Source organism: Achromobacter sp. HZ34 (assembly GCF_002209485.1).
GTDB lineage: Bacteria > Pseudomonadota > Gammaproteobacteria > Burkholderiales > Burkholderiaceae_B > Bordetella_C.
Genome location: NZ_NJIX01000001.1, coordinates 1,386,526 through 1,406,907, shown reverse-complemented (window position 1 = coordinate 1,406,907; position 20,382 = coordinate 1,386,526). Strand labels below are relative to the sequence as shown.

Annotated in this window: 19 protein-coding genes; 14 read left to right on the top strand and 5 right to left on the bottom strand. The window is 64.4% G+C overall.

Annotated features, from left to right (window positions below; genetic code table 11):
• Positions 1-48: 48 nt before the first annotated feature.
• From iscR to CEY05_RS05935, 9 genes are all read left to right on the top strand, one after another.
• A complete protein-coding gene (gene iscR / locus CEY05_RS05975) occupies positions 49-591 on the top strand; it encodes a Fe-S cluster assembly transcriptional regulator IscR (RefSeq protein WP_088596503.1) in 543 nt (180 codons plus the stop codon).
• 28 nt (positions 592-619) lie between these two features.
• Positions 620-1,831, top strand: coding sequence for an IscS subfamily cysteine desulfurase (locus tag CEY05_RS05970; RefSeq protein ID WP_088596502.1), 1,212 nt, complete (start codon positions 620-622; stop codon positions 1,829-1,831).
• Between the two features lie 49 nt (positions 1,832-1,880).
• The gene (iscU, locus tag CEY05_RS05965) at positions 1,881-2,267 is read left to right on the top strand and encodes a Fe-S cluster assembly scaffold IscU (protein ID WP_088596501.1); all 387 of its coding nucleotides are present in this window, start codon (positions 1,881-1,883) and stop codon (positions 2,265-2,267) included.
• A 2-nt stretch (positions 2,268-2,269) separates the two neighbouring features.
• Positions 2,270-2,593 (top strand): iron-sulfur cluster assembly protein IscA, encoded by a 324-nt coding sequence (gene iscA / locus CEY05_RS05960; protein WP_088596500.1) that lies wholly within the window; start codon positions 2,270-2,272, stop codon positions 2,591-2,593.
• Positions 2,594-2,595: 2 nt separating this feature from the next.
• Positions 2,596-3,129 (top strand): Fe-S protein assembly co-chaperone HscB, encoded by a 534-nt coding sequence (gene hscB / locus CEY05_RS05955; RefSeq protein ID WP_088596620.1) that lies wholly within the window; start codon positions 2,596-2,598, stop codon positions 3,127-3,129.
• Positions 3,130-3,210: 81 nt separating this feature from the next.
• The gene (gene hscA / locus CEY05_RS05950) at positions 3,211-5,073 is read left to right on the top strand and encodes a Fe-S protein assembly chaperone HscA (protein ID WP_088596499.1); all 1,863 of its coding nucleotides are present in this window, start codon (positions 3,211-3,213) and stop codon (positions 5,071-5,073) included.
• Between the two features lie 10 nt (positions 5,074-5,083).
• Positions 5,084-5,425, top strand: a complete 342-nt coding sequence (gene fdx, locus CEY05_RS05945) for an ISC system 2Fe-2S type ferredoxin (protein WP_088596498.1) — start codon at positions 5,084-5,086, stop codon at positions 5,423-5,425.
• Positions 5,425-5,619, top strand: coding sequence for a Fe-S cluster assembly protein IscX (gene iscX / locus CEY05_RS05940; protein ID WP_088596497.1), 195 nt, complete (start codon positions 5,425-5,427; stop codon positions 5,617-5,619). The genes fdx and iscX overlap by 1 nt, the downstream gene beginning before the upstream one ends.
• 161 nt (positions 5,620-5,780) lie before the next feature.
• Positions 5,781-6,677 carry a methylglyoxal synthase gene (locus CEY05_RS05935; protein ID WP_088596496.1) on the top strand — a complete coding sequence of 299 codons (897 nt, stop codon included), beginning with the start codon at positions 5,781-5,783 and terminating at the stop codon, positions 6,675-6,677.
• Between the two features lie 88 nt (positions 6,678-6,765).
• Here the strand turns inward: CEY05_RS05935 and lysS are convergent, their stop codons facing one another.
• The 3 genes from lysS to prfB all read right to left on the bottom strand — a co-directional run bounded on the left by lysS (position 6,766) and on the right by prfB (position 10,236).
• Positions 6,766-8,286, bottom strand: coding sequence for a lysine--tRNA ligase (gene lysS, locus CEY05_RS05930; protein ID WP_088596495.1), 1,521 nt, complete (start codon positions 8,284-8,286; stop codon positions 6,766-6,768).
• A gap of 8 nt (positions 8,287-8,294) precedes the next feature.
• On the bottom strand, positions 8,295-9,050 hold the full coding sequence (locus CEY05_RS05925; RefSeq protein ID WP_088596494.1) for an SDR family oxidoreductase: 756 nt from the start codon (positions 9,048-9,050) through the stop codon (positions 8,295-8,297).
• 81 nt (positions 9,051-9,131) lie between these two features.
• Positions 9,132-10,236, bottom strand: a protein-coding gene (gene prfB, locus CEY05_RS05920) for a peptide chain release factor 2 (protein WP_143220287.1) whose coding sequence is annotated in 2 segments (ribosomal slippage) — positions 9,132-10,154 and positions 10,156-10,236 — 1,104 coding nt in all. Because the reading frame shifts where the segments join, the coding sequence is not laid out codon by codon here.
• 320 nt (positions 10,237-10,556) lie between these two features.
• On the opposite strand from prfB, the gene CEY05_RS05915 reads away from it, so the two are divergent.
• Together CEY05_RS05915 and CEY05_RS05910 are read left to right on the top strand one after the other, a co-directional pair.
• Positions 10,557-12,938: a hypothetical protein gene (locus tag CEY05_RS05915; protein WP_088596493.1), complete on the top strand. Its 2,382-nt coding sequence runs from the start codon at positions 10,557-10,559 to the stop codon at positions 12,936-12,938.
• Positions 12,939-13,153: 215 nt separating this feature from the next.
• Positions 13,154-14,461 (top strand): MFS transporter, encoded by a 1,308-nt coding sequence (locus CEY05_RS05910; protein WP_088596492.1) that lies wholly within the window; start codon positions 13,154-13,156, stop codon positions 14,459-14,461.
• 38 nt (positions 14,462-14,499) lie between these two features.
• Here CEY05_RS05910 and recJ read toward each other — a convergent pair whose 3' ends face one another.
• Both recJ and CEY05_RS05900 read right to left on the bottom strand, forming a co-directional pair.
• Positions 14,500-16,200, bottom strand: a complete 1,701-nt coding sequence (gene recJ, locus CEY05_RS05905; protein WP_088596491.1) for a single-stranded-DNA-specific exonuclease RecJ — start codon at positions 16,198-16,200, stop codon at positions 14,500-14,502.
• The gene (locus CEY05_RS05900) at positions 16,182-17,174 is read right to left on the bottom strand and encodes a hypothetical protein (protein WP_088596619.1); all 993 of its coding nucleotides are present in this window, start codon (positions 17,172-17,174) and stop codon (positions 16,182-16,184) included. The genes recJ and CEY05_RS05900 overlap by 19 nt, the downstream gene beginning before the upstream one ends.
• Positions 17,175-17,472: 298 nt before the next feature.
• On the opposite strand from CEY05_RS05900, the gene CEY05_RS05895 reads away from it, so the two are divergent.
• Genes CEY05_RS05895 through CEY05_RS05885 form a run of 3 tightly spaced genes read left to right on the top strand, consistent with a single transcriptional unit; the run spans position 17,473 to position 20,221 of the window.
• Complete coding sequence (locus tag CEY05_RS05895; protein ID WP_233161373.1) at positions 17,473-18,705, top strand: lipoprotein-releasing ABC transporter permease subunit; 1,233 nt, start codon at positions 17,473-17,475, stop codon at positions 18,703-18,705.
• Positions 18,698-19,372: a lipoprotein-releasing ABC transporter ATP-binding protein LolD gene (gene lolD / locus CEY05_RS05890; RefSeq protein WP_088596489.1), complete on the top strand. Its 675-nt coding sequence runs from the start codon at positions 18,698-18,700 to the stop codon at positions 19,370-19,372. Before CEY05_RS05895 ends, lolD begins: the two co-directional genes overlap by 8 nt.
• A 42-nt stretch (positions 19,373-19,414) precedes the next feature.
• The gene (locus tag CEY05_RS05885; RefSeq protein WP_088596488.1) at positions 19,415-20,221 is read left to right on the top strand and encodes a TatD family hydrolase; all 807 of its coding nucleotides are present in this window, start codon (positions 19,415-19,417) and stop codon (positions 20,219-20,221) included.
• The last annotated feature ends 161 nt before the right edge of the window (positions 20,222-20,382 follow it).

The window sequence follows — 20,382 nt, the reverse complement described above, 5'->3', positions numbered from 1 at the left end:
CCCTCCCGGCTTCCCTGCGCTTCCCCACCGGACTTTAGGAAACCCACCATGCGGTTGACCACCAAAGGGCGTTTCGCGGTGACTGCCATGATCGACTTGGCTATGCGGCAGCATAGCGGTCCGGTCACTCTCGCGGCCATCAGCCAGCGTCAGAATATTTCTCTCTCGTACCTCGAACAATTGTTCGGCAAGCTCCGTCGCCATGAATTGGTCGACAGCGTGCGCGGCCCTGGCGGCGGCTATTCTCTGGCCCGCCTGGCGCGCAACATCACCGTCGCGGACATCATTTTTGCCGTGGACGAGCCTCTGGACGCCACCAGCTGCGGCGGCAAGCAGGACTGTACGAGCGGCAAGGACGGCAAGTCGGGCAAGTGCATGACCCACGAACTGTGGGCGACGCTGAACCGCAAGATGGTCGATTACCTCGACTCCGTCTCCTTGCAGGATCTGGTCGATCAACAGCGCGTACGCCAGCTGCAAGAGGCGAATAACACCACCCAGAATTCCACGGTGCGCGTGAATCGCGTGCCCGGCAACACCAGTTCGGGTACGGCGACGACCGCACCTGGTGGCGCCGTGGCGGCTGCGTGAAGATACAAAGATCAGGAGCTGTACCAAGATGACCACTCGTCCCATTTATCTCGATTATTCCGCTACCACTCCTGTCGATCCCCGCGTGGTCGACAAGATGGTGCCCTGGCTGTACGAAAATTTCGGTAATCCGGCCTCGCGTAGCCACGCCTTCGGCTGGGAGTCGGAAGACGCCGTCGAGCGCGCTCGTGAAGAGGTTGCCAAGCTGGTCAATGCCGACCCGCGCGAAATCGTCTGGACTTCGGGCGCTACGGAGTCCGACAACCTGGCGATCAAGGGTGCGGCGAATTTCTACGCCGAGCGCGGCAAGCACATCATCACGGTGAAAACCGAGCACAAGGCTGTGCTCGATACCTGTCGCGAACTGGAGCGCCAGGGTTTCGAAGTGACCTATCTGAACGTGCTGGACAACGGCCTCATCGATCTGGACGTGTTCAAGGCTGCGTTGCGGCCGGACACCATCCTGGTTTCGGTGATGATGGTCAACAACGAAATCGGCGTCATCCAGGACATCGAAACGCTGGGTGAGATCTGCCGCGAGAAGGGCATCATTTTCCATGTCGACGCCGCGCAGGCGACCGGCAAGGTTGAAATCGACCTGCAGAAGCTGAAAGTCGACCTGATGGCGTTCTCGGCGCACAAGACGTACGGCCCCAAGGGTATCGGCGCGCTGTACGTGCGACGCAAGCCGCGTGTGCGCATCGAAGCCCAAATCCACGGCGGTGGCCACGAGCGCGGTTTCCGTTCGGGTACGCTGGCGACGCATCAGATCGTCGGCATGGGCGAAGCCTTCCGCCTGGCGCGTGAAGAGATGGGCACCGAAAACGAACGCATCCGCATGCTGCGCGATCGTCTGTGGGCCGGGCTGTCGCAGATCGAAGAGGTTTACCTCAACGGCGACATGGACCAACGCGTGCCGCACAACCTGAACGTCAGCTTCAATTATGTGGAAGGTGAATCCTTGATCATGGCGGTGAAGGAACTGGCGGTGTCGAGCGGGTCCGCCTGCACGTCCGCGAGCCTGGAGCCGTCCTATGTGTTGCGCGCCCTGGGCCGCAACGACGAGCTGGCGCATAGCTCGATCCGCTTCACCATCGGCCGTTTCACCACGGAGCAGGAAATCGATTTCACCATCGATCTGCTCAAGAGCCGCGTCGGCAAGCTGCGCGACATGTCGCCGCTGTGGGAAATGGCCAAGGATGGCATCGACCTGAATTCCGTGCAGTGGGCTGCCCACTAAATCCAAGATATCGGTAAGCTTCGCCCCGAGCGAAGTGGGAGAAAACATCATGGCATATAGCGAAAAAGTTCTGGATCACTACGAAAACCCCCGCAACGTCGGTTCGTTCGAAAAGGGCGACAGCACGGTGGGAACGGGCATGGTGGGCGCGCCCGCCTGTGGCGACGTCATGAAGCTGCAGATCAAGGTCGGCGCCGACGGCGTCATTGAAGACGCGCGCTTCAAGACCTATGGCTGTGGCTCGGCGATTGCCTCCAGCTCGCTCGTTACCGAGTGGGTCAAGGGCAAGACGCTGGACGAGGCGATGAGCATCCGCAACACGCAGATCGCCGAAGAGTTGGCGCTGCCGCCGGTGAAGATCCACTGTTCGATCCTGGCCGAAGACGCCATCAAGGCGGCTGTCCAGGATTACAAAGAAAAGCACTCGGTGAACTGACCATGGCTGTTACGCTCACTCAGCAGGCGGCGAACCACATCGACCGCTATTTGCAGCGCCGCGGCAAGGGTGTGGGCTTGCGCTTGGGCGTCAGGACCACCGGATGCTCGGGCATGGCCTACAAGCTGGAATACGTGGATGCGCCGGACCCGGCCGACCAGGTGTTCGAAAGCCACGGGGTCAAGGTGTTCGTCGATCCCAAGAGCTTGTCGTATATCGACGGCACCGAACTCGACTACGCCCGCGAAGGCCTGAACGAAGGGTTCAAGTTCAGTAATCCCAACGAAAAGGCGACCTGCGGCTGCGGCGAGTCGTTCACGGTGTAGTGTTGGCCGCTGACGATCATTTCAGCCTGTTTGGCCTGCCGGCGCGTTTCGCCCTGGATAACCAGGCCCTGGAGCAGTCCTGGCGCGCCGTGGCGGCGCAAGTGCATCCCGATCGCTACGCCACGGCTTCCGCCGCGGAGAAGCGTGTCGCCATGCAATGGGCTGCCCGCGCCAACGAGGCCTATCGGACCCTGCGCGACCCGCAACTGCGTGCACGCTATCTGTGCGAGCAAGCTGGCGTAGATTTGCAGACCGAGAGCAACACTTCCATGGACCGCGCTTTCCTGATGCAGCAGATGGAATGGCGTGAGATGCTGGACGAGGCGCGTGCCGACCGCGGCAATGCGCACGCCTTCGATGCCTTGCGCGGGGAGCTGGAGCAAGCCGATGCGGCCATGCAGGCCACCCTTGCGGACTTGCTGGACACTCGCCGGGACGCTGCGGCGGCGGGCGCGAAAGTCCGGGAATGGATGTTCGTGCGCAAGATGAGCCAGGAAGTGGCGCAGGCGGTGCAGTCCGGGCATCCGGCCGATTAGCGATGACGGCTCCGCGGTGTCGCGGGGCTGCGCAACGGCGTTTCGGCCCTGGCCGGCGCCGTTCAACGATACGAATCCATCATGGCTCTATTGCAGATTTCAGAACCCGGTGAATCGCCCGCGCCCCATGAGCGCAAGCTGGCGGTGGGGATAGACCTGGGTACAACCAATTCCCTGGTGGCGGCGGTGCGCAGCAGCGTGTCCGAAGTGCTGCCGGACGAACAAGGCCGTGCCTTGCTGCCGTCCGCGGTGCGCTACCTGGCCGATGGGCAGCGCGTGGTCGGGTACGACGCGCTGACGTCGCAGGCCGAAGATCCTGCCAATTCCATTGTTTCCGTCAAGCGCTTCATGGGCCGCTCGGCCGATGACGCCCGCGCCAGCGGTGCCGCCTACGACTTCGTCGATGCCCCCGGCATGGCGCGCTTGCGCACCGTGCAGGGCGAGCTGAGCCCGGTCGAGGTGTCGGCCCACATCCTGGAACGCCTGCGCGTGCGCGCCGAGGCAGTATTGGGCGACGAGCTGGTGGGCGCGGTGATCACCGTGCCGGCGTATTTCGACGATGCGCAACGCCAGGCCACGCGCGACGCGGCGCGTCTGGCGGGGCTGAATGTATTGCGCCTGCTCAACGAACCCACCGCGGCCGCCATTGCCTATGGGCTGGAGAATGCCGCGGAAGGGGTGTACGCCGTGTATGACCTGGGCGGCGGTACCTTCGATATATCGGTGCTGCGGCTGACCAAGGGCGTGTTCGAGGTAATCGCCACGGGTGGCGATACCGCTTTGGGCGGGGACGATTTCGACGGCTTGATCGTTGCCTACGCGCTGGACGCGCTGGACGGCGCCAGCTGGTCGCGGCATGACCGGCGCGCGTTGGCGGTTGCCGCGAAAGCGGCGCGTGAGCGCTTGACCGATGCCGAAACGACCACGGTCGATGTGCGCCTGCAGGATGGCCGGCAACTCAGCCAGCCGCTGACGCGCGCGCAATTCGAAGACATGGCCGCCGGCCTGATCGATCGTACGCTGGCTTGCGCGCGGCGCGCCCTGCAGGATGCAAATCTGGACAAGGCCGGGGTGCGCGGTGTCGTGATGGTCGGCGGCGCCACGCGCATGCCGGTCGTGCGCCGCAAGGTGGGCGAGTTTTTCAAGCAGACGCCGCTGACGGATCTGAATCCGGATCAGGTGGTGGCGCTGGGCGCGGCGTTGCAGGCCAATCTGCTGGCGGGCAATCGCGCGCCGGGCGAGGACTGGCTGTTGCTGGACGTGATTCCGCTGTCACTGGGCCTGGAAACCATGGGCGGGCTGGTCGAGCGCATCATCCCGCGCAACAGCACCATTCCCGTGGCGCGGGCGCAAGAATTCACCACGTTCAAGGACGGGCAGGGGGCGATGAGCTTCCACGTGCTGCAGGGCGAGCGTGAACTGGTGACCGACAACCGTTCGCTGGCGCGTTTCGAATTGCGCGGGATTCCGCCCATGGTGGCGGGCGCGGCGCGCATTCGGGTGACCTTCCAGGTCGACGCGGATGGGTTGTTGGGTGTGACGGCGCGGGAACAGAGCACTGGCGTGGAAGCCTCGGTGACGGTCAAGCCTTCCTATGGGCTGTCCGACGAGGAAATCACCCGCATGCTGGCCGATAGCGTGGACCAGGCCGACGCCGATGCGCAGGCCCGGATGCTGCGTGAACAACAGGTCGAGGCCCGCCAACTGCTGGAATCTGTGCAGGCCGCGCTGGCCGCCGATGGTGACCTGCTGGACGCCGACGAACGCGCGAAGGTGGACACGGCCCTTGCCGGTGCCGCCGCGGCCCGGGAAGCGACCGATGTCGACGCCGTGCGTGCGGCCGTGCAGGCCTTGTCCGACGCTACCGAGGACTTCGCCGCCCGCCGCATGGACCGCAGCATCCGCCGCGCTCTGTCGGGCCGCAAGCTGGACGAAATCGCCTGAGTTTTTTCATATGCCCAAACTTACAGTTCTACCCCATCCCGACGTTTGCCCCGAGGGCGCTGTCATCGAAAATGCCCCGCGCGGGGTGTCGATCTGCCGCGTGATGCTGGACAACCATATCGAGCTGGAGCATGCCTGCGAGCTGTCCTGCGCCTGTACCACTTGCCATGTAGTCGTGCGCGAAGGATACAACTCCCTGGAAGAGGCCACTGATTCCGAGGAAGATCTGCTGGACAAGGCCTGGGGCCTGTCGTCGACCTCGCGCCTGGCCTGCCAGGCCCAGATCGCCGACGCCGACCTGACCGTGGAAATTCCGCGCTACACGATCAATCATGCCAAGGAGAACCATTGATGAAATGGATCGACACGCTACAGATTGCCGAGGCCCTGTACGACGCCCATCCGGACGTGGATCCGTCTACCGTGCGTTTCACACAACTGCGCGAGATGGTGATTGCCCTGCCGGAATTCGAGGATGATCCCGCCCGCTCGGGGGAAAAAATCCTGGAAGCCATCCAGCAAGCCTGGATAGACGAGGCTGCCTGAGGCAGGAGGTCGCGGCAAGTATTTGCCCGCGCGCGGCGGTATCATGCAGGCCGGCTGTTCCCTGAGGACAGCCGGCCTTTTTGCGTTTTGCCGGATGGGTGCTGGCCTGGCCCAGGTATTCCGGGAAAAGCACGGCGCCACTCTCATCAAGCGAGCGATTCATGTCCCTTCCGACCTTGCGTTTTGGCTTGGCAGCGAACCGGCTGCACCACGAGGCGCCCAATGCGGCCTTGTTCGACTGGTTGCGCGCCTGTTCGGGTTCCATCCGCGAGATGGGCATCCAGCTTTACACGGTGGGCCGCACGCACGATGCGATTTCGCGCGAGGGCATGTTGCAAGGTTACGCTGGCCTGATTCGCTACCCATATGGCCGCGAAGGCGGTTTGATGAAGCTGGTGGCGCGCGTCACGGAAGGGCGCGATGGCAGCCAGCCATTCGACGGGGCCATCTACCTGATCGACCCGGTCGATCCTTCGTCGATTTTCCCCGAGGCGCTGGCGCTCAAGCGGCAGTGCATTACGCATGGCAAGCCGTTCGTGTCGACGCTGGCGGGGGCCATCGAGTGGGTGGAGGTCGAGCGGGTGTTGGCGGGGCTGGCGCCGGACCCCGGGGCTACACGCCTGCTGGATTTTTCGCGCCAGACGGTGGCCTTGATCGCGCACGATGCGTTGAAGGACCAGATGGTCGATTTCGCGGATACGCACTTCGATCTGTTGTCGCGCTTTGCGCGCCGGGTGGCGACGGGGACCACCGGTGGCCGCTTGAACGACTTGGCTTGGTCGCGCGGCTGGCCGTCGGACAAGCCCTGGGTGCATCGCTACCTGAGCGGGCCGCTGGGCGGTGATGCGCAGATCGGTGAGCTGGTACTGGAGCATCAGTGCCAGCGGGTGATCTTTTTCGAGGATCCGCATGTGGCGCGGCAGCATGAGGCCGATATCCAGCTGCTGGAACGTGCGGTACGGGTGGTCACCGCGACGGCGTCCTGCGCCACGTCGCCCGCGGTCGCACGCCGATGGGCACAGGCGATGGAGCTACGGTTGCAACGCCTGGGTGGGTGATTTTGCAGGGATGCTTCACCGGACGCAAAAATGGCCACCCCTTCGGGTGGCCATTTCACTGCAACGGACAGTGGCCGAGCGCTCAGGCTCAGTCTTCGCGTCGCAGGTGCGGGAACAGAATGACGTCGCGGATGCTGGGGCTGTCGGTGAGCAGCATGACCAGGCGGTCGATGCCGATGCCGCAACCACCCGTGGGCGGCATGCCGTATTCCAGCGCGCGGATGTAGTCGGCGTCGTAGAACATCGCTTCTTCGTCGCCGGCGTCCTTGGCTTCGACCTGGGCGCGGAAGCGCTCGGCCTGGTCCTCGGGATCGTTCAGCTCGGAGAAGCCGTTGGCGATCTCACGGCCGGTGATGAACAGTTCGAAGCGTTCGGTGATGCCTTCGCGCGTATCCGACGCGCGGGCCAGCGGCGAGACCTCGACGGGATAGTCGATGATGTAGGTCGGCTGCCACAGCTTGGCTTCGGCGGTTTCTTCGAACAGCGCCAGTTGCAGCGCGCCCAGGCCGGCGCGCGCCAGCGGCGCGTTGTCGACGTTGGCGCCCAGCTTCTTCAGCTCGGCCCGCACGAAGGCGATATCGTCCAGCTGCGCCTGGGTGTAGCCCGGCGCGTACTTGAGGATGGCTTCGCAGATGGTCAGGCGGTCGAAGGGACGCGACAGGTCCAGTTCGCGCTCCTGGTACGTCAGCACGGCGCTGCCGGCGGCGGCGATGGCGGCCTGGCGGATCAGCTGTTCGGTGAAGTCCATCAGCCAACGGTAGTCCGTGAAGGCCGCGTAGAACTCCATCATCGTGAATTCGGGATTGTGCCGCGGGCTGACGCCTTCGTTGCGGAAATTCCGATTGATTTCGAACACGCGCTCGAAGCCGCCGACGATCAGGCGCTTGAGGTAAAGCTCGGGCGCGATACGCAGGAACATCTGCATGTCCAGCGCATTGTGATGCGTAATGAAGGGCTTGGCCGCCGCGCCGCCGGGAATGGGGTGCAGCATCGGCGTTTCGACTTCCAGGAAATTGGCGTCGAGCATGAACTGGCGGATGCCGCCGATGGCCTTGCTGCGCGCCGCGAACGTGCGGCGCGTCTCTTCGGTCATCACCAGGTCGACGTAGCGTTGGCGATAGCGCAGTTCCTGGTCGGCCACACCGTGGAACTTGTCCGGCAGGGGGCGCAGGGACTTCGACAGCAAACGGGCCTGCGTGGCGTGGATGGACAGTTCGCCCTTGTTGGTCTTGAAGATGGTGCCTTCGACCGCGATGATGTCGCCGATATCCCACGTCTTGAAAGCCGCGTAGGGCTCTTCACCCAGCGTGCCGCGGTCCAGGTAGATCTGGATGCGGCCGGTGGCGTCCTGCAGCGTGGCGAAGCTGGCCTTGCCCATGACGCGCTTGAGCATCATGCGGCCGGCTACCTTGGCCACGCGGGCCGTGGCGGCCAGGGCTTCCTGGTCCTTGTCGTCGTACTCGGCGTGCAGTTCGTCCGCGTGCGCATCGGGGACGTAGTCGTTGGGGAAGGCGACGCCGTTTTCACGCAGCTTGGCAAGCTTGGCGCGGCGCTCGGCGATCAGGCGGTTTTCGTCTTGCGCGGGATTGGCGGTCGAAGTATCGGTCATGGCGGGGTTCAGTCGTAATTGCGGATGTCGTCGATTTCGGTCTGGCCGAAATCGTCACGGTCGAGATAGGCGGCGATCCGCGCGGCGACGTTGGTCGGCGCGGACAGCTTGCCGCTGGCGTGCATGTCCTGGAAGCGTGACAGGGCAGGGAAGGCGGCCGGATCGCTGCCGCGAATGGCGACCTGCATGTCCGTGTCGACCACGCCGGGGGCCAGCGACACCACGCGCGCGCCGTCGGCGCCTTGTTCCTGCTTCAGCACTCGGGTGTACATGTCCAGTGCCGCCTTGGTGGCACAGTAGACACCCCAGCCCGGGTTGGGATTGCGGCCGGCGCCCGAGGAAATGTTGAGGATGCGGCGGTCGGCTTCGGTACCTTGAGTCGCGGCCAGGAAACGCGCGGTCAGCAGCATCACGGCGCTGACGTTCAGGTTGAAGGCGGTGGTGATGGCGGCGGCATCGTCCAGCTGATCCCCGCGGGCCACGGGTTGCACCGTGCCGGCATTGTTGATCAACAGATAGCGGGCAGCGTCGCGCGGCAGTGCGGCGGCGACACGGGCGCCGACGTCACCGGCCGCGGCCAGGTCGGACAGGTCCACGGCGATCTGCGTCAGTTGGGTGCCTTGGGCCTCGGCGTGTGCCTGCAGCTCGGCGTCGGTACGGCGCGCCAGCGTGATCAGTTGCACATCGGGTTTGGCGAGGGCACGGGCCAGGGCGGCGCCGATGCCGCGCGAGGCGCCGGTGAGGACGACAGAGGTTAATGGCATGCCGGGTCCTTGTTGATCTGACAAAAAGGGGGTTCGTCGGGAAAAGCTGCCGCCGCGGCGCCAGGGGCGCCGCGGTCGGTCTTAAACCGCTTGCTTCAGGCTGGCCTGGATGAAGGGGTCGAGGTCGCCGTCCAGCACCTTCTGGGTGTTGGAGATTTCCACGTTGGTGCGCAGGTCCTTGATCCGGCTCTGGTCCAGCACGTAGGAACGGATCTGGTGGCCCCAGCCCACGTCGGTCTTGGAGTCTTCCAGTTTCTGCTGTTCCGCCATGCGGTTACGCATCTCCAGCTCGTACAGGCGCGATTTCAGCATCTGCATGGCTTCGGCGCGGTTACGGTGCTGGGAACGGTCGTTCTGGCACTGCACGACGATGCCGGTCGGGTTGTGCGTGATACGCACCGCCGAATCGGTCTTGTTGATGTGCTGGCCGCCGGCGCCGCTGGCGCGATACGTGTCGATGCGCAGGTCGGCGGGGTTGACGTCGACTTCGAAGGATTCATCCACCTCGGGGTAGACGAACACGCTGGCGAAGGACGTGTGGCGGCCGCCCGAGGAGTCGAACGGGCTCTTGCGCACCAGGCGGTGCACGCCGGTTTCAGTGCGCAGGTAGCCGAAAGCGTATTCGCCTTCGATCTTGATGGTGGCCGATTTGATGCCGGCCACTTCACCTTCCGACTCTTCCAGGATTTCGGTCTTGAAGCCCTTGCGTTCGCAATACTTCAGGTATTGGCGCAGCAGCATGGACGCCCAATCCTGCGCTTCGGTACCGCCGGCGCCCGCCTGGATGTCCAGGAAGCAGTTCAGCGGATCGGCCGGGTTGGAGAACATGCGGCGGAATTCCAGGCCTTCCAGCTTTTCCTGGAACGCGTCGGCGTCCAGTTCTATGGATTCAAGCGTGGCGTCGTCGGCGTCGGCCGCGGCCAGTTCGAACAGCTCGTTGGAGTCCGCCAGGCCGCTGCCCAATGCGGACAGCGTGCCAACGACGTCTTCCAGGCTTTTCTTTTCGCGGCCCAGATCCTGGGCGTGCTTGGGGTCGTTCCAGACTTCAGGATTTTCCAGCTCGGCGTTTACGACCTGGAGACGCTCATCTTTGGCATCGTAGTCAAAGATACCTCCGAAGCGCGCGTTCGCGCTCGGCGTAGTCGGCGAGGCGGGCGGCGAGCTGGTTCTGACGTTCGGCTTCCATGGCAATCCTAAGGCGGTTTTATTGACTGAACCCGCGATTTTAGCCTGCTTGGCGGCGGCAGGGCGGAAGCCGGCCCGATGGCCCGCGTTCCCCCACTTTTTCAGGGTTAGGGAAGGTGCCGACAGGGGGTTGAGAAATTTCCCATCCGGATGGCGTGGGAATCCCAACTCGGGAGCCCGTGGGCGGCGGCATCCTTGCTGCTCACGCATTTCCATGACGCGGATGAGGTTTTCCAGCGCTGCCTACGGTCCGGGGAGACGAGCCTGGCGCCGGTTTCTCCGCGGTTCTCACCATGACATTGATCACAAGGAATCCTCACGATGTTTTCCACCACCCACGGTGTGTCCGCGCACGGCAATAGCGGACTCGTTCAATCGCAGGATGCCGACGTCATCCCCGCGCCAGGCGTCAAGCGGGGCGCGGGCGCGGATGAGGGGCGCGCTTCCAAGCGGCAGCGCAGGGCAAGCGGCTCGATAGCGCCTGCGGGCGATCGCATTCTGCACTCGGAAAATAGGCCGCCGCGCGTGGCCGATCGCGAAATCGTCCTCGTTGGGGAGCATTTCAAACCGACGCACAGGCAGGATCTGTCGCTGGCCCAAAGGGTCAAGCTGTTCGTCACGCTGCTGAGAAATATATTCAACAAGGATGCGTTGTCCACCTGGAGGGAAATGCGCTACGAAACGCCTGACCGGGACACGTTCGCGCAGTTGCTGGATCATCTCCATGACTGCAAGACTTTGACGACGACGGACATGGAGAACCTTCGCGGCAGTCTGAAGGGGCCGGTGGCCACGCCGGGTAGCGATTATCTGGCTCGCATCGCCGCTGGGCATGTGAATCGGGTGGACGATATCGACACCCTGCGTCTGCTGAAAGATCAGCTCGACAAGCTGCAAGAGGTTGGCGCATCACGCGAAAATGACGGTTTCAGCGTTGCGGCGGTCAACCCTGTCGAACCCGGTGCTACGCCTTTGGGTAAAGCGTTGTCGACTGATATGGACCGTTTTTGCAGGTCCGTGCTGGAGGCCGTCAGCGAGCGTCTGGCAGTGGCGGAAGCGCAGGCCGATCTGGAGAACAAAAGAGCCGGGATAGATCGTTGCGTGTCCGAGCTTGCCGCCAACCTGGCAGAGACCAACTGCGACGTGTACGGAAACAACTGCAAGAAATTGCTGTCCGCGCTGAATTTTCAGGTGGGGGCATTCGAGGATGCGAGCGCCGCGGCGCAAAAGTTGCCAGGCAATTTTGGCCAGGAATCCAGAGTCCCCACGTTGGCCCTGGACAGCGCTGTGCTTGACCGCGCCCTGCTGAAATTGTTTGGCGATGCCCATGTCACTGACGTCTATCCGTCCAACCCTGTCGGCGCAACGCCAACCCTGGTCTTGAATAATGGGGTGGCCTGGCAAAAAGTGTTGGTGGAGCGCCTCGACCAACTGGTCCCGTATTCGATTCTGCTCACGTCCAAGGTGAGCGAGCTGGCGTGGGAACGTTATGCGGCGCATGAAGCGGCGGGGGCGCAAGCCATAGGCGACATCATGGCAGGGATCCCCATGAGCGCTGGCCAGGGTGAGCAAAGAGATCTGCCGAACCTGGCAGGCAAGTTGCGGCGGGTGCTCAATGTCATTCGCTATACCACCGACAAGCGGGAAGAACTGCTCGATCGGTCGGAAAGAATGGGCTTGCCGGATCTGCCTGACGCACTGGTAGCGGCTTTCCGCGACCGTGACGACCTTGAAACGCTGTGGGAAGCGCTGGGGTCTGGTGTGAGCAAGCTATACACCGAAATATCCGGCGGGCGCGAGCCTGGTGTCGTCAGGCATGTGTTGCCGGCAGATGCTCACCAGATGTTGGGTTGGTTGAGCGAACTGATCGGTGATTCCGGTAATTCTGATGGGGAGAATGTTCGTCCGATGCGGTTGGAGGACGAACAGGCCTGGCGGGACGCCCTGGTCAGCGAAATGGGACTGGTTGTGGGTGGCCGCAATTTGCGAGTGCTCCCGCAGAAAACACAGCGTCTGCAGGAAGCGTTCCGGGCAAATTCGGAAGGCGCCATGGCAGCCAACGAACTCTTGCCTCAAGACTGGTTAAGCTGGGTGGCGGATCCCGAGTCATCGAGGCCCAGGCATGAGATTTCCAAGTTTTTCCGCAACGATGTCATCGTGCGGCCCCGTTACGGACTCACGCTGAGGGGCGTTGGCGCAAATGGTGAGCGGGTTGTCGCCTCGACGCGTGGCGGTCCGGGACGTGAGACCGAGGTCGAGGATTTCCTGAACGCCATGGAGAGCGTGCGTCCGGGTTCAGTGCGACAACTCATGCCTTATCTCGACCAGGGACAGGTCTTTTTCATACATGGTGGCTTGTCGAAATGGGGCGCTAATATCAAGCCCACTGGAAATGGCTATTCGGCTGTGACCTTCGAGATCGATATGCGGCCGAACGGCGATACCTTGATAGAGGTAGAAGTCAGGTACGACGCGATGTCGAACGTCATCGAGACACGCGCTTCCGGCGAGGAAGGCCTGCCCGTGGATCCCGCGCAAAGCAGTGCCATGTTCCGCAAGTGCATCCTTGTCTCGCAGTTTCCGGACGGGCAGGCAAAAGTGCGTCAATTGGGGCCGGTGGCATTTTCGATGACGGCGGTGCCGCTCGCGCAGGCGCCAGTCGTAGCGGATGTGCTTGACGATTCCTGGGAGGTGGTTCGATAGCGCAGGTCCGCGACCCATGATTCGTCCGATCTCGCCGCGGCTCGCGGCGGATTTGCAACAGCGCAGGCCGGCAACGGCTGGGCCACGCCTTGCGCTGGTGCTAAATTCCGCCAAGAAAGAAAAAAATGGCGCCTCAGGCGCCGTGCCCGAAAAGGCGCCTTTGGCGCTGGGAGACCGTCCATCGTGGCGGTTCTTTATAAAAGAGAGGAGACGGTATGGAGAACGTTGCAACGCCGGGTCATGCCCCGGCCTCCGTGAGCACGGAGGACAGGCTTTATCGCAAGGTCACGTTACGGCTGGTACCTTTTCTGGTGCTTTGCTATGTGGTGGCGTATCTGGACCGCGTCAACGTCGGCTTCGCCAAGCTGCAGATGTTGTCGGACCTGAAGTTCAGCGACACGGTTTATGGCCTGGGCGCGGGGATATTCTTCCTGGGCTATTTCCTGTTCGAAGTGCCCAGCAACATCATTCTGCACAAGGTCGGTGCGCGCCGCTGGATCGCCCGCATCATGATCACGTGGGGCATCATTTCGTCGGCCATGATATTCGTGACGACGCCGGCCATGTTCTATGGTTTGCGTTTCCTGCTGGGGTTGGCCGAAGCGGGCTTCTTTCCCGGCATCATTCTTTACCTTACTTACTGGTTCCCGCACGCGCGGCGCGGACGCATCACCACCTTCTTCATGACCGCCGTGCCGCTGTCGGGCCTGATCGGCGGCCCGATCTCCGGCTGGATCATGCACACTTTCCATGGCGATCACGGCATGGCGGGCTGGCAGTGGCTGTTCCTGCTGGAAGGGATTCCTTCGGTCATCATCGGCGTGGTCGTGCTGCTGTGGCTGGATGACCGCATCAGCCACGCCAAATGGCTGACCGATAGCGAAAAGGCGGTGCTGACGCGCAATATCGAGGCCGAGGAACGCGCCAAGGAAGATCCGCCCATCCGCGAGGCCATGACGAAGCCGCGCGTGTGGGCCATGGCCAGCATCTATTTTTCCTTCGTGATGGGCCTGTATGGCGTCGGATTCTGGATGCCGACCCTGATCAAGAATACGGGCGTCGATGACCCCCTGGCCATCGGCTTGCTGACCGCGATTCCCAATCTGTTCGCAGTGGTAGGGATGATCATCATCTCGCGTAACTCCGACCGCAGGCGCGAGCGGCGCTGGCACCTGGCCATTCCCGCCTTCATCGGCGCGGTGGGCCTGGTGGGTTCCGCCCTCTGGGCGGGCAATACGTGGCTGGCCATTGTGTCGCTGACGCTGGCGAACATCGGCATCTGCACGGTGCTGCCTCTGTTCTGGAGCCTGCCGACGGCCTTGCTGGGGGGCACCGCGGCGGCCGCGGCCATTGCGCTGATCAACTCGGTGAGCAACCTGGCCGGCTTCATCAGCCCCTATCTGGTGGGCTGGCTCAAGGACACCACGGGGACGACCAGCAGCGGTATCTATGTGCTGGCGGCGTGCCTGTGCGTGGGGGCGTTGGTGGCGCTGGCGCAGCCGGCGCGGTTGGTGAATCGCTGACCTGGCCTGGGCCTGCGGTATCCGCTGCGCGCGGGCGGTCAGGAGGCGTGTTCTATGACCAGTTGCACGGACACCATGCCGTTCCAGATATTCTGTTCCAGGCGATAAGCGACGTCCACCGTATCGGGCAGCAGTTGGGCGTGGCCGAACCAGATGGCTTCGAAGCGTTGCTGGCCCCGTTCCAGCGACAGCTTCAGATGCTTCTCACCCAGCAAGCGCTGGCTGCGCACCTGGAAGGTGTCGAAGAACAGGGGCGCGGCGAAGCCGGCGCCCCAGACCTGCTGTTGCAGCAGGCCGGCGACGTCGGCGTTGGCATAGCCCGATTCCAGCGAACCGTCCGTCTCCATGACGGGCTCGAAACTGTCGCGCCCGGTCAGCTCGCGCACGGCCGCATCGAAGGCCGGCCCAAAATGCGCCAGGCCGTCGCGGCCCAGCGTCAGGCCGGCCGCCATGGCGTGGCCGCCGAACTTGCGTATCAGGCCAGGGTGCCGCTTGGACACCAGGTCCAGGGCGTCGCGCAGATGGACGTCGGGAATCGAACGGCCGGAACCACGTAGTTCATCGTCGCCGGCGGGGGCGAAGGCCAGGGTGGGGCGCCAGTACTTTTCCTTCAGGCGCGAGGCGACCAGGCCGACCACGCCCTGGTGCCAGCTTTCGTCGTACACGCAGACCGTGGCACCGACCACGTCCGCGCTGGTTTCCAGCGAGGCCAGCGCCTGTTCGCGCATGGTGGTTTCGATGCTGCGGCGCTCGCGGTTGATGGCGTCGAGCTGGCGGGCGATGTCCAGCGCTTCGCCTTCGTCGTCGGTGGTCAGGCAGGCGATGCCCAGGCTCATGTCGGCCAGGCGGCCGGCGGCATTGATGCGCGGGCCCAGGGCAAAGCCCAGATCGAAGCTGTTGGCATTGCGCGGTTCGCGCGCGGCCACGGCGAACAGGGCGCGCAGGCCAGCCTGCATGCGGCCGCTGCGCATGCGCTGCAGGCCTTGCGTGACCAGCAGGCGATTGTTGGCGTCCAGCTTGACGACGTCGGCCACGGTGCCCAAGGCCACCAGGTCGGACAGCGCATCCAGGCGCGGGCCGCCATCGGCCGGAAAGACGCCGCGCCGGCGCAGTTCCGCGCGCAGTCCCAGCATCAGGTAGAAGATGACGCCGACGCCGGCCAGGTTCTTGGACGGGAAACCGCAGCCGGGCTGGTTCGGATTGACGATGGCCAGGGCGTCCGGCAATTCGTCGCCGGGCAGGTGGTGGTCCGTGATGACCACGTCCATGCCGGCGGCGTTGGCGGCGGCGACGCCGTCGACGCTGGCGATGCCGTTGTCCACGGTCACCAGCATGTCGGGCTTGCCGGCCGGATGGCGGCAGGCCAGTTCGACCACCGCCGGCGACAGGCCGTAGCCGGTTTCAAAGCGGTTTGGTACCAGGAAGTCGACCGTGGCGCCCATCATGCGCAGGGCGCGCAGCCCGACCGCGCAAGCAGTGGCGCCGTCGCAGTCGTAGTCGGCCACGATCAGCAGGCGGCGGCCTTGCTGGATGGCGTCGGCCAGCACGCGGGCGGCATGTTCGCAGTGCGTCAGGCCGGCCGGGGGTAGCAGCGCAGGCCAGTTCAGGCGGATGTCATCGGGATGCGTGACGCCACGGGCGGCCCAGAGGCGCGCCAGCAAGGGGTGTATGCCCGCGGCTTCGAGCACGCGGGTGATTTGGAAATCGGCGGGACGTACAGTCAGGCGCGGGGTGACCACCAGGCGCTCCAGTTCTTTGCGGACGAGGGCAGCCAGCCCAGGAGGCGGCTGCGCGGTTTCAGGGTGAGATCGACGCGGCGGTCGCGGCCGAGCAGCAGCAGTTCGACGGGCTGCGCGGGCAGGCCGCGGGCGTCGGACAGCGGCTTGAACACGCGCGAGTCCATGTGTTGCAAGGCCAGCAGCCAGGTTCCCCAGTCTTCGGCGGCGAAGGCGGGCAGCAGGTCTTCGACGACCTGGGTGTGCTGCGAGGAGGGGGCGCTGGCGCCAGTGTTTGCCGACGGCGATGCCGGCAACCTGGAGGCCATGGGCCAGGGCGCCGCGCCGCCGTACAACCACAGCGTATTGACTGGCGGCAGGCCGCGTTCCGCGCGGGCTTCGTTGACGGGATGGTCATGCCAGACCATCTGGATCTCGTTCATCAGGCGGCGCCAGGGACGCACGGCGGCGTCCTGGTTCCACCAGCCGGACAGCGATTGGCCGCCCACGGCAGCAGGGCTGGCGATGCGCGGGTGCAGGCCGTCTGGCAACTGGATGCGCCAGCGGCCGGGTTCCAGGGGCTGGGCGGCGAAGCCGGTGCCTTCGAACAGCGGCTGCGCGGCCGCGAACAGGGCTGCGCCTTCTTCCGCGCTGAGCGACAGGGCCTCGACCGGCAACAGGTTGGCGCTTTCGGTGCTCAAGGCCACGTGGGTCAGGTCGGCGATCCAGACCGGGGCCGAGTCAGGCCAGGCGCCTGCCAGCAATGGTCCCAGGCCGGCACCTGTCTGCTGTCCGGGCGCGGGCTGGAAGCCGGCGCGTTCCAGTTGCCATGCCTCGTACGGCGTACAGCCGGCTTCGTGGGGATCGAAATGGGTGGCGCGGGCGTCGGCGGCCCGCAGCCAGGCGTGCAGGGTAGGGGCGGTACTGGGCAAGCGCTTCGCCAGCTCGTCCGCGATAGGCGGGCTGGCCGGCAGGGCGCCGGGAAGGACAATTAGCATGGCGGGATTGTAGTGTGTGACGCGCGCACCGGCGGTGGCTTCGTGGCCGGGGTCCCGACGCCAGGATCCGACGCCAGGATCCAAGGCCAGGATCCAAGGCCAGGATCCAAGGCCAGGATCCGGACCATGGCTCAGGGCCATGGCCCGGCCGGCTCTGCCGCCGCCGGCCCGGGTACACACCCTCACATATATTTGCAATCAAGGCAGGGTTGAGACTGGCGGGCTTGCGCCGTAATGCCATAATGCGCGGGTGCTGAAAATACCCTACGAATTTTGGATCGGCGCCCGCTACGCGGGTATGGCCCGGATCACCAAGCGTCGCGGCCGCCGCGATCGTTTCATCTCGTTCATCGCCGCCAGTTCGATGGCGGGCATCGCCCTGGGCGTGGCGGCATTGATCGTCGTGCTCTCGGTCATGAACGGTTTCCAGAAGGAAGTGCGCGACCGCATGCTGTCGGTGCTGCCGCACATCGAACTGTATGTGCCGGGCGCGGACTCCGAACGCGTGTTGGGGCAATGGCAGCAGATTGCCGAGGCCGCCGAGCGCAACAAGGAAGTCAAGGCCGCAGCGCCCTTCGTCGCCGCGCAGGGCATGATCGTGCGCGGCCAGAGCCTGCACGGCGTGCAGGTGCGCGGCATCGCGCCGGACCTGGAAGGCAAGGTATCCGACATCCCCAAGCAGATGGTGGCCGGCAAGCTGGACGACCTGAAGCCGGGGTCTTACGGGGTGGTGCTGGGGCGTGACCTGGCCGGCAGCATGGGCCTGACGGTGGGCGATACGGTGTTGATGCTGGCGCCGCAGGCGTCGGTCAGCCCCGCCGGTTTCGCGCCGCGCATGCGGCAGTTCACGGTGGTGGGGGTTTTCTCTTCCGGCCACTATGAATACGACTCTTCACTGGCCTTTGTCGACAACGAGGACGCCGCGCGCGTCTTCCGGGATACTGGCGTGGCCGGCGTGCGGCTTCGCATCGCCGACATGCAGCAGGCGCCCGAGGTGGCGGCGCAACTGCAGCAAAGCCTGCCGCGCTACATCAGCGCCAGCGACTGGACACGCAACAACCGCACGTGGTTCGCCGCCGTGCAAACCGAAAAGCGCATGATGTTCCTGATCCTCGCCCTGATCGTGGCGGTGGCCGCGTTCAATCTGCTGTCCTCGCTGGTAATGGCCGTCAAGGACAAGCAGTCCGACATCGCCATTCTGCGCACCCTGGGCGCCAGCCCGGGCGAGGTGGCACGGATCTTCCTGGTGCAGGGTGCGCTGATCGGCGTGGTGGGCACCATCGTGGGCGTGCTGGGCGGCATGCTGCTGGCCTATAACATCGACGTCATCGTGCCTTTCATCGAACGTTTGTTCGGCGTGCATTTCCTGCCGCGCCAGGTCTATTTCATCAGCGAGTTGCCGTCCGACCCGCAATCCGCGGACATCATCAGCATTGGCGTGACGTCGCTGGTGCTGTCCCTGCTGGCCACGCTTTATCCCAGCTGGCGCGCCTCGCGCCTGCAACCCGCGCAGGTGCTGCGACATGACTGATCACGCCTTGCATGCCGAAGACCTCGTCAAGTACTACGACGAGGGCGCGACCCGGGTGGACGTACTGCGCGGTGTCAGCCTGAGCATCGCTCGTGGTGAGATGCTGGCCATCGTGGGCGCGTCCGGATCGGGCAAGAGCACCTTGCTGCACATCCTGGGTCTGCTCGATACGCCCACCACCGGCAGCGTCACCGTTGACGGCGTGGCCGCGGCGGGCCTGAACGAATCCGCCAAGAGCAATCTGCGCAACCGCAGCCTGGGTTTCGTCTACCAGTTCCACCACCTGTTGCCGGAATTTTCGGCTTTGGACAATGTGGCCATGCCCCTGATCGTGCGCCGCATGAACCGGGAAAAGGCGCGCGCCGCCGCCCAGGAAGTGCTGGACCAAGTGGGCTTGTCCGCGCGGTCCACGCACTATCCCGGCCAGTTGTCAGGCGGTGAACGCCAGCGCGTGGCACTGGCGCGCGCCCTGGTGTCGCGGCCCGCCTGCGTACTGGCCGACGAGCCGACCGGGAACCTGGATCGCGGTACCGCGCACAATATGTTCGAGCTGCTCACGCGGGTGAACAAGGAATCGGGTACGGCGTTTGCCATCGTCACGCACGACCGCGAACTGGCTGGACGGGCCGATCGGCAATTGGCCATGGAAAACGGCCGGCTGGTCTGATCGCCAGGTGGGGCGGCCGTCCCCATCCATTCCGGAGCTGCCATGCTGATCGACACGCACTGTCATCTGGACGCCGCCGAGTTCGATGCCGATCGCGCGCAAGTGGCTGCCCAGGCCCTGGCCGCCGGCGTGCGCGGCATCGTCATCCCGGCCATCGGCCGCGCCAATTTCGAAACCGTGCGCGAGCTGGCGCACACCACCACCGGCGGCACCTATGCGCTGGGGATCCATCCCCTGTTCGTCGAGCGAGCCTGGGACGACGACCTCGTGGCCTTGCGCGCGGCGGTAGAGCAGGCCATGGGCGATCCGCGCTTCGTCGCGATCGGCGAGATCGGCCTGGACTTCTTCGTCAAGGAGATCGCGTCGGGCCCGGCGCGGGAAAAGCAGGAACGCTACTACGCCGCGCAGCTGGACCTTGCCCTTGAATTCAATCTGCCTGTGCTGCTGCATGTGCGGCGGTCGCAGGACATCATTCTCAAATACCTGCGCCAACGCAAGGGCTTGACCGGGATTGCGCATGCCTTCAACGGCAGCGAACAGCAGGCGCACGGCTTTGCCGACCTGGGATTCGCCTTGGGGCTAGGGGGCGCCATGACGTTCGAGCGCGCGCTACAGATTCGCCGGCACGCCAAGGACATGGGGCTGGAGCATCTGGTCCTGGAAACCGATGCGCCGGATATTCCGCCGGCCTGGCTGCATGAGCCGGATCGCCGCAACACGCCAGGGCAGGTGGCGGGCGTGGCGCGCGCGCTGGCCGAGTTGCGCGGGGTGAGCGAGGCCGCGGTGGCCAGTGGCACCGCCGCCACCGCCATGCGGGTATTGCCCCGCCTGGCACATGCTCTGGGCTGATTCTTCTGTATTGCTTCGATTCAGCAGTTACTGATTGAAATCGAGCGTGGATAAGCGCGATGAATGGAATCAACTATCCCATTCCCTAGGGTTAATCCTGGCTGGTGTCGGGAGCAGAATAAGGTCAACGGGTTCAGCACAAGTGTCTGCGTCGCAGACCT

Bases quoted from the DNA above. Each gene is read 5' to 3' on its own strand.
- iscR (WP_088596503.1), top strand. From the start codon at position 49: ATGCGGTTGACCACCAAAGGGCGTTTCGCGGTGACTGCCATGATCGAC.
- CEY05_RS05970 (WP_088596502.1), top strand. From the start codon at position 620: ATGACCACTCGTCCCATTTATCTCGATTATTCCGCTACCACTCCTGTC.
- iscU (WP_088596501.1), top strand. From the start codon at position 1,881: ATGGCATATAGCGAAAAAGTTCTGGATCACTACGAAAACCCCCGCAAC.
- iscA (WP_088596500.1), top strand. From the start codon at position 2,270: ATGGCTGTTACGCTCACTCAGCAGGCGGCGAACCACATCGACCGCTAT.
- hscA (WP_088596499.1), top strand. From the start codon at position 3,211: ATGGCTCTATTGCAGATTTCAGAACCCGGTGAATCGCCCGCGCCCCAT.
- fdx (WP_088596498.1), top strand. From the start codon at position 5,084: ATGCCCAAACTTACAGTTCTACCCCATCCCGACGTTTGCCCCGAGGGC.
- iscX (WP_088596497.1), top strand. From the start codon at position 5,425: ATGAAATGGATCGACACGCTACAGATTGCCGAGGCCCTGTACGACGCC.
- CEY05_RS05935 (WP_088596496.1), top strand. From the start codon at position 5,781: ATGTCCCTTCCGACCTTGCGTTTTGGCTTGGCAGCGAACCGGCTGCAC.
- lysS (WP_088596495.1), bottom strand. From the start codon at position 8,286: ATGACCGATACTTCGACCGCCAATCCCGCGCAAGACGAAAACCGCCTG.
- CEY05_RS05925 (WP_088596494.1), bottom strand. From the start codon at position 9,050: ATGCCATTAACCTCTGTCGTCCTCACCGGCGCCTCGCGCGGCATCGGC.
- CEY05_RS05915 (WP_088596493.1), top strand. From the start codon at position 10,557: ATGTTTTCCACCACCCACGGTGTGTCCGCGCACGGCAATAGCGGACTC.
- CEY05_RS05910 (WP_088596492.1), top strand. From the start codon at position 13,154: ATGGAGAACGTTGCAACGCCGGGTCATGCCCCGGCCTCCGTGAGCACG.
- CEY05_RS05900 (WP_088596619.1), bottom strand. From the start codon at position 17,174: ATGCTAATTGTCCTTCCCGGCGCCCTGCCGGCCAGCCCGCCTATCGCG.
- CEY05_RS05895 (WP_233161373.1), top strand. From the start codon at position 17,473: ATGGCCCGGATCACCAAGCGTCGCGGCCGCCGCGATCGTTTCATCTCG.
- lolD (WP_088596489.1), top strand. From the start codon at position 18,698: ATGACTGATCACGCCTTGCATGCCGAAGACCTCGTCAAGTACTACGAC.
- CEY05_RS05885 (WP_088596488.1), top strand. From the start codon at position 19,415: ATGCTGATCGACACGCACTGTCATCTGGACGCCGCCGAGTTCGATGCC.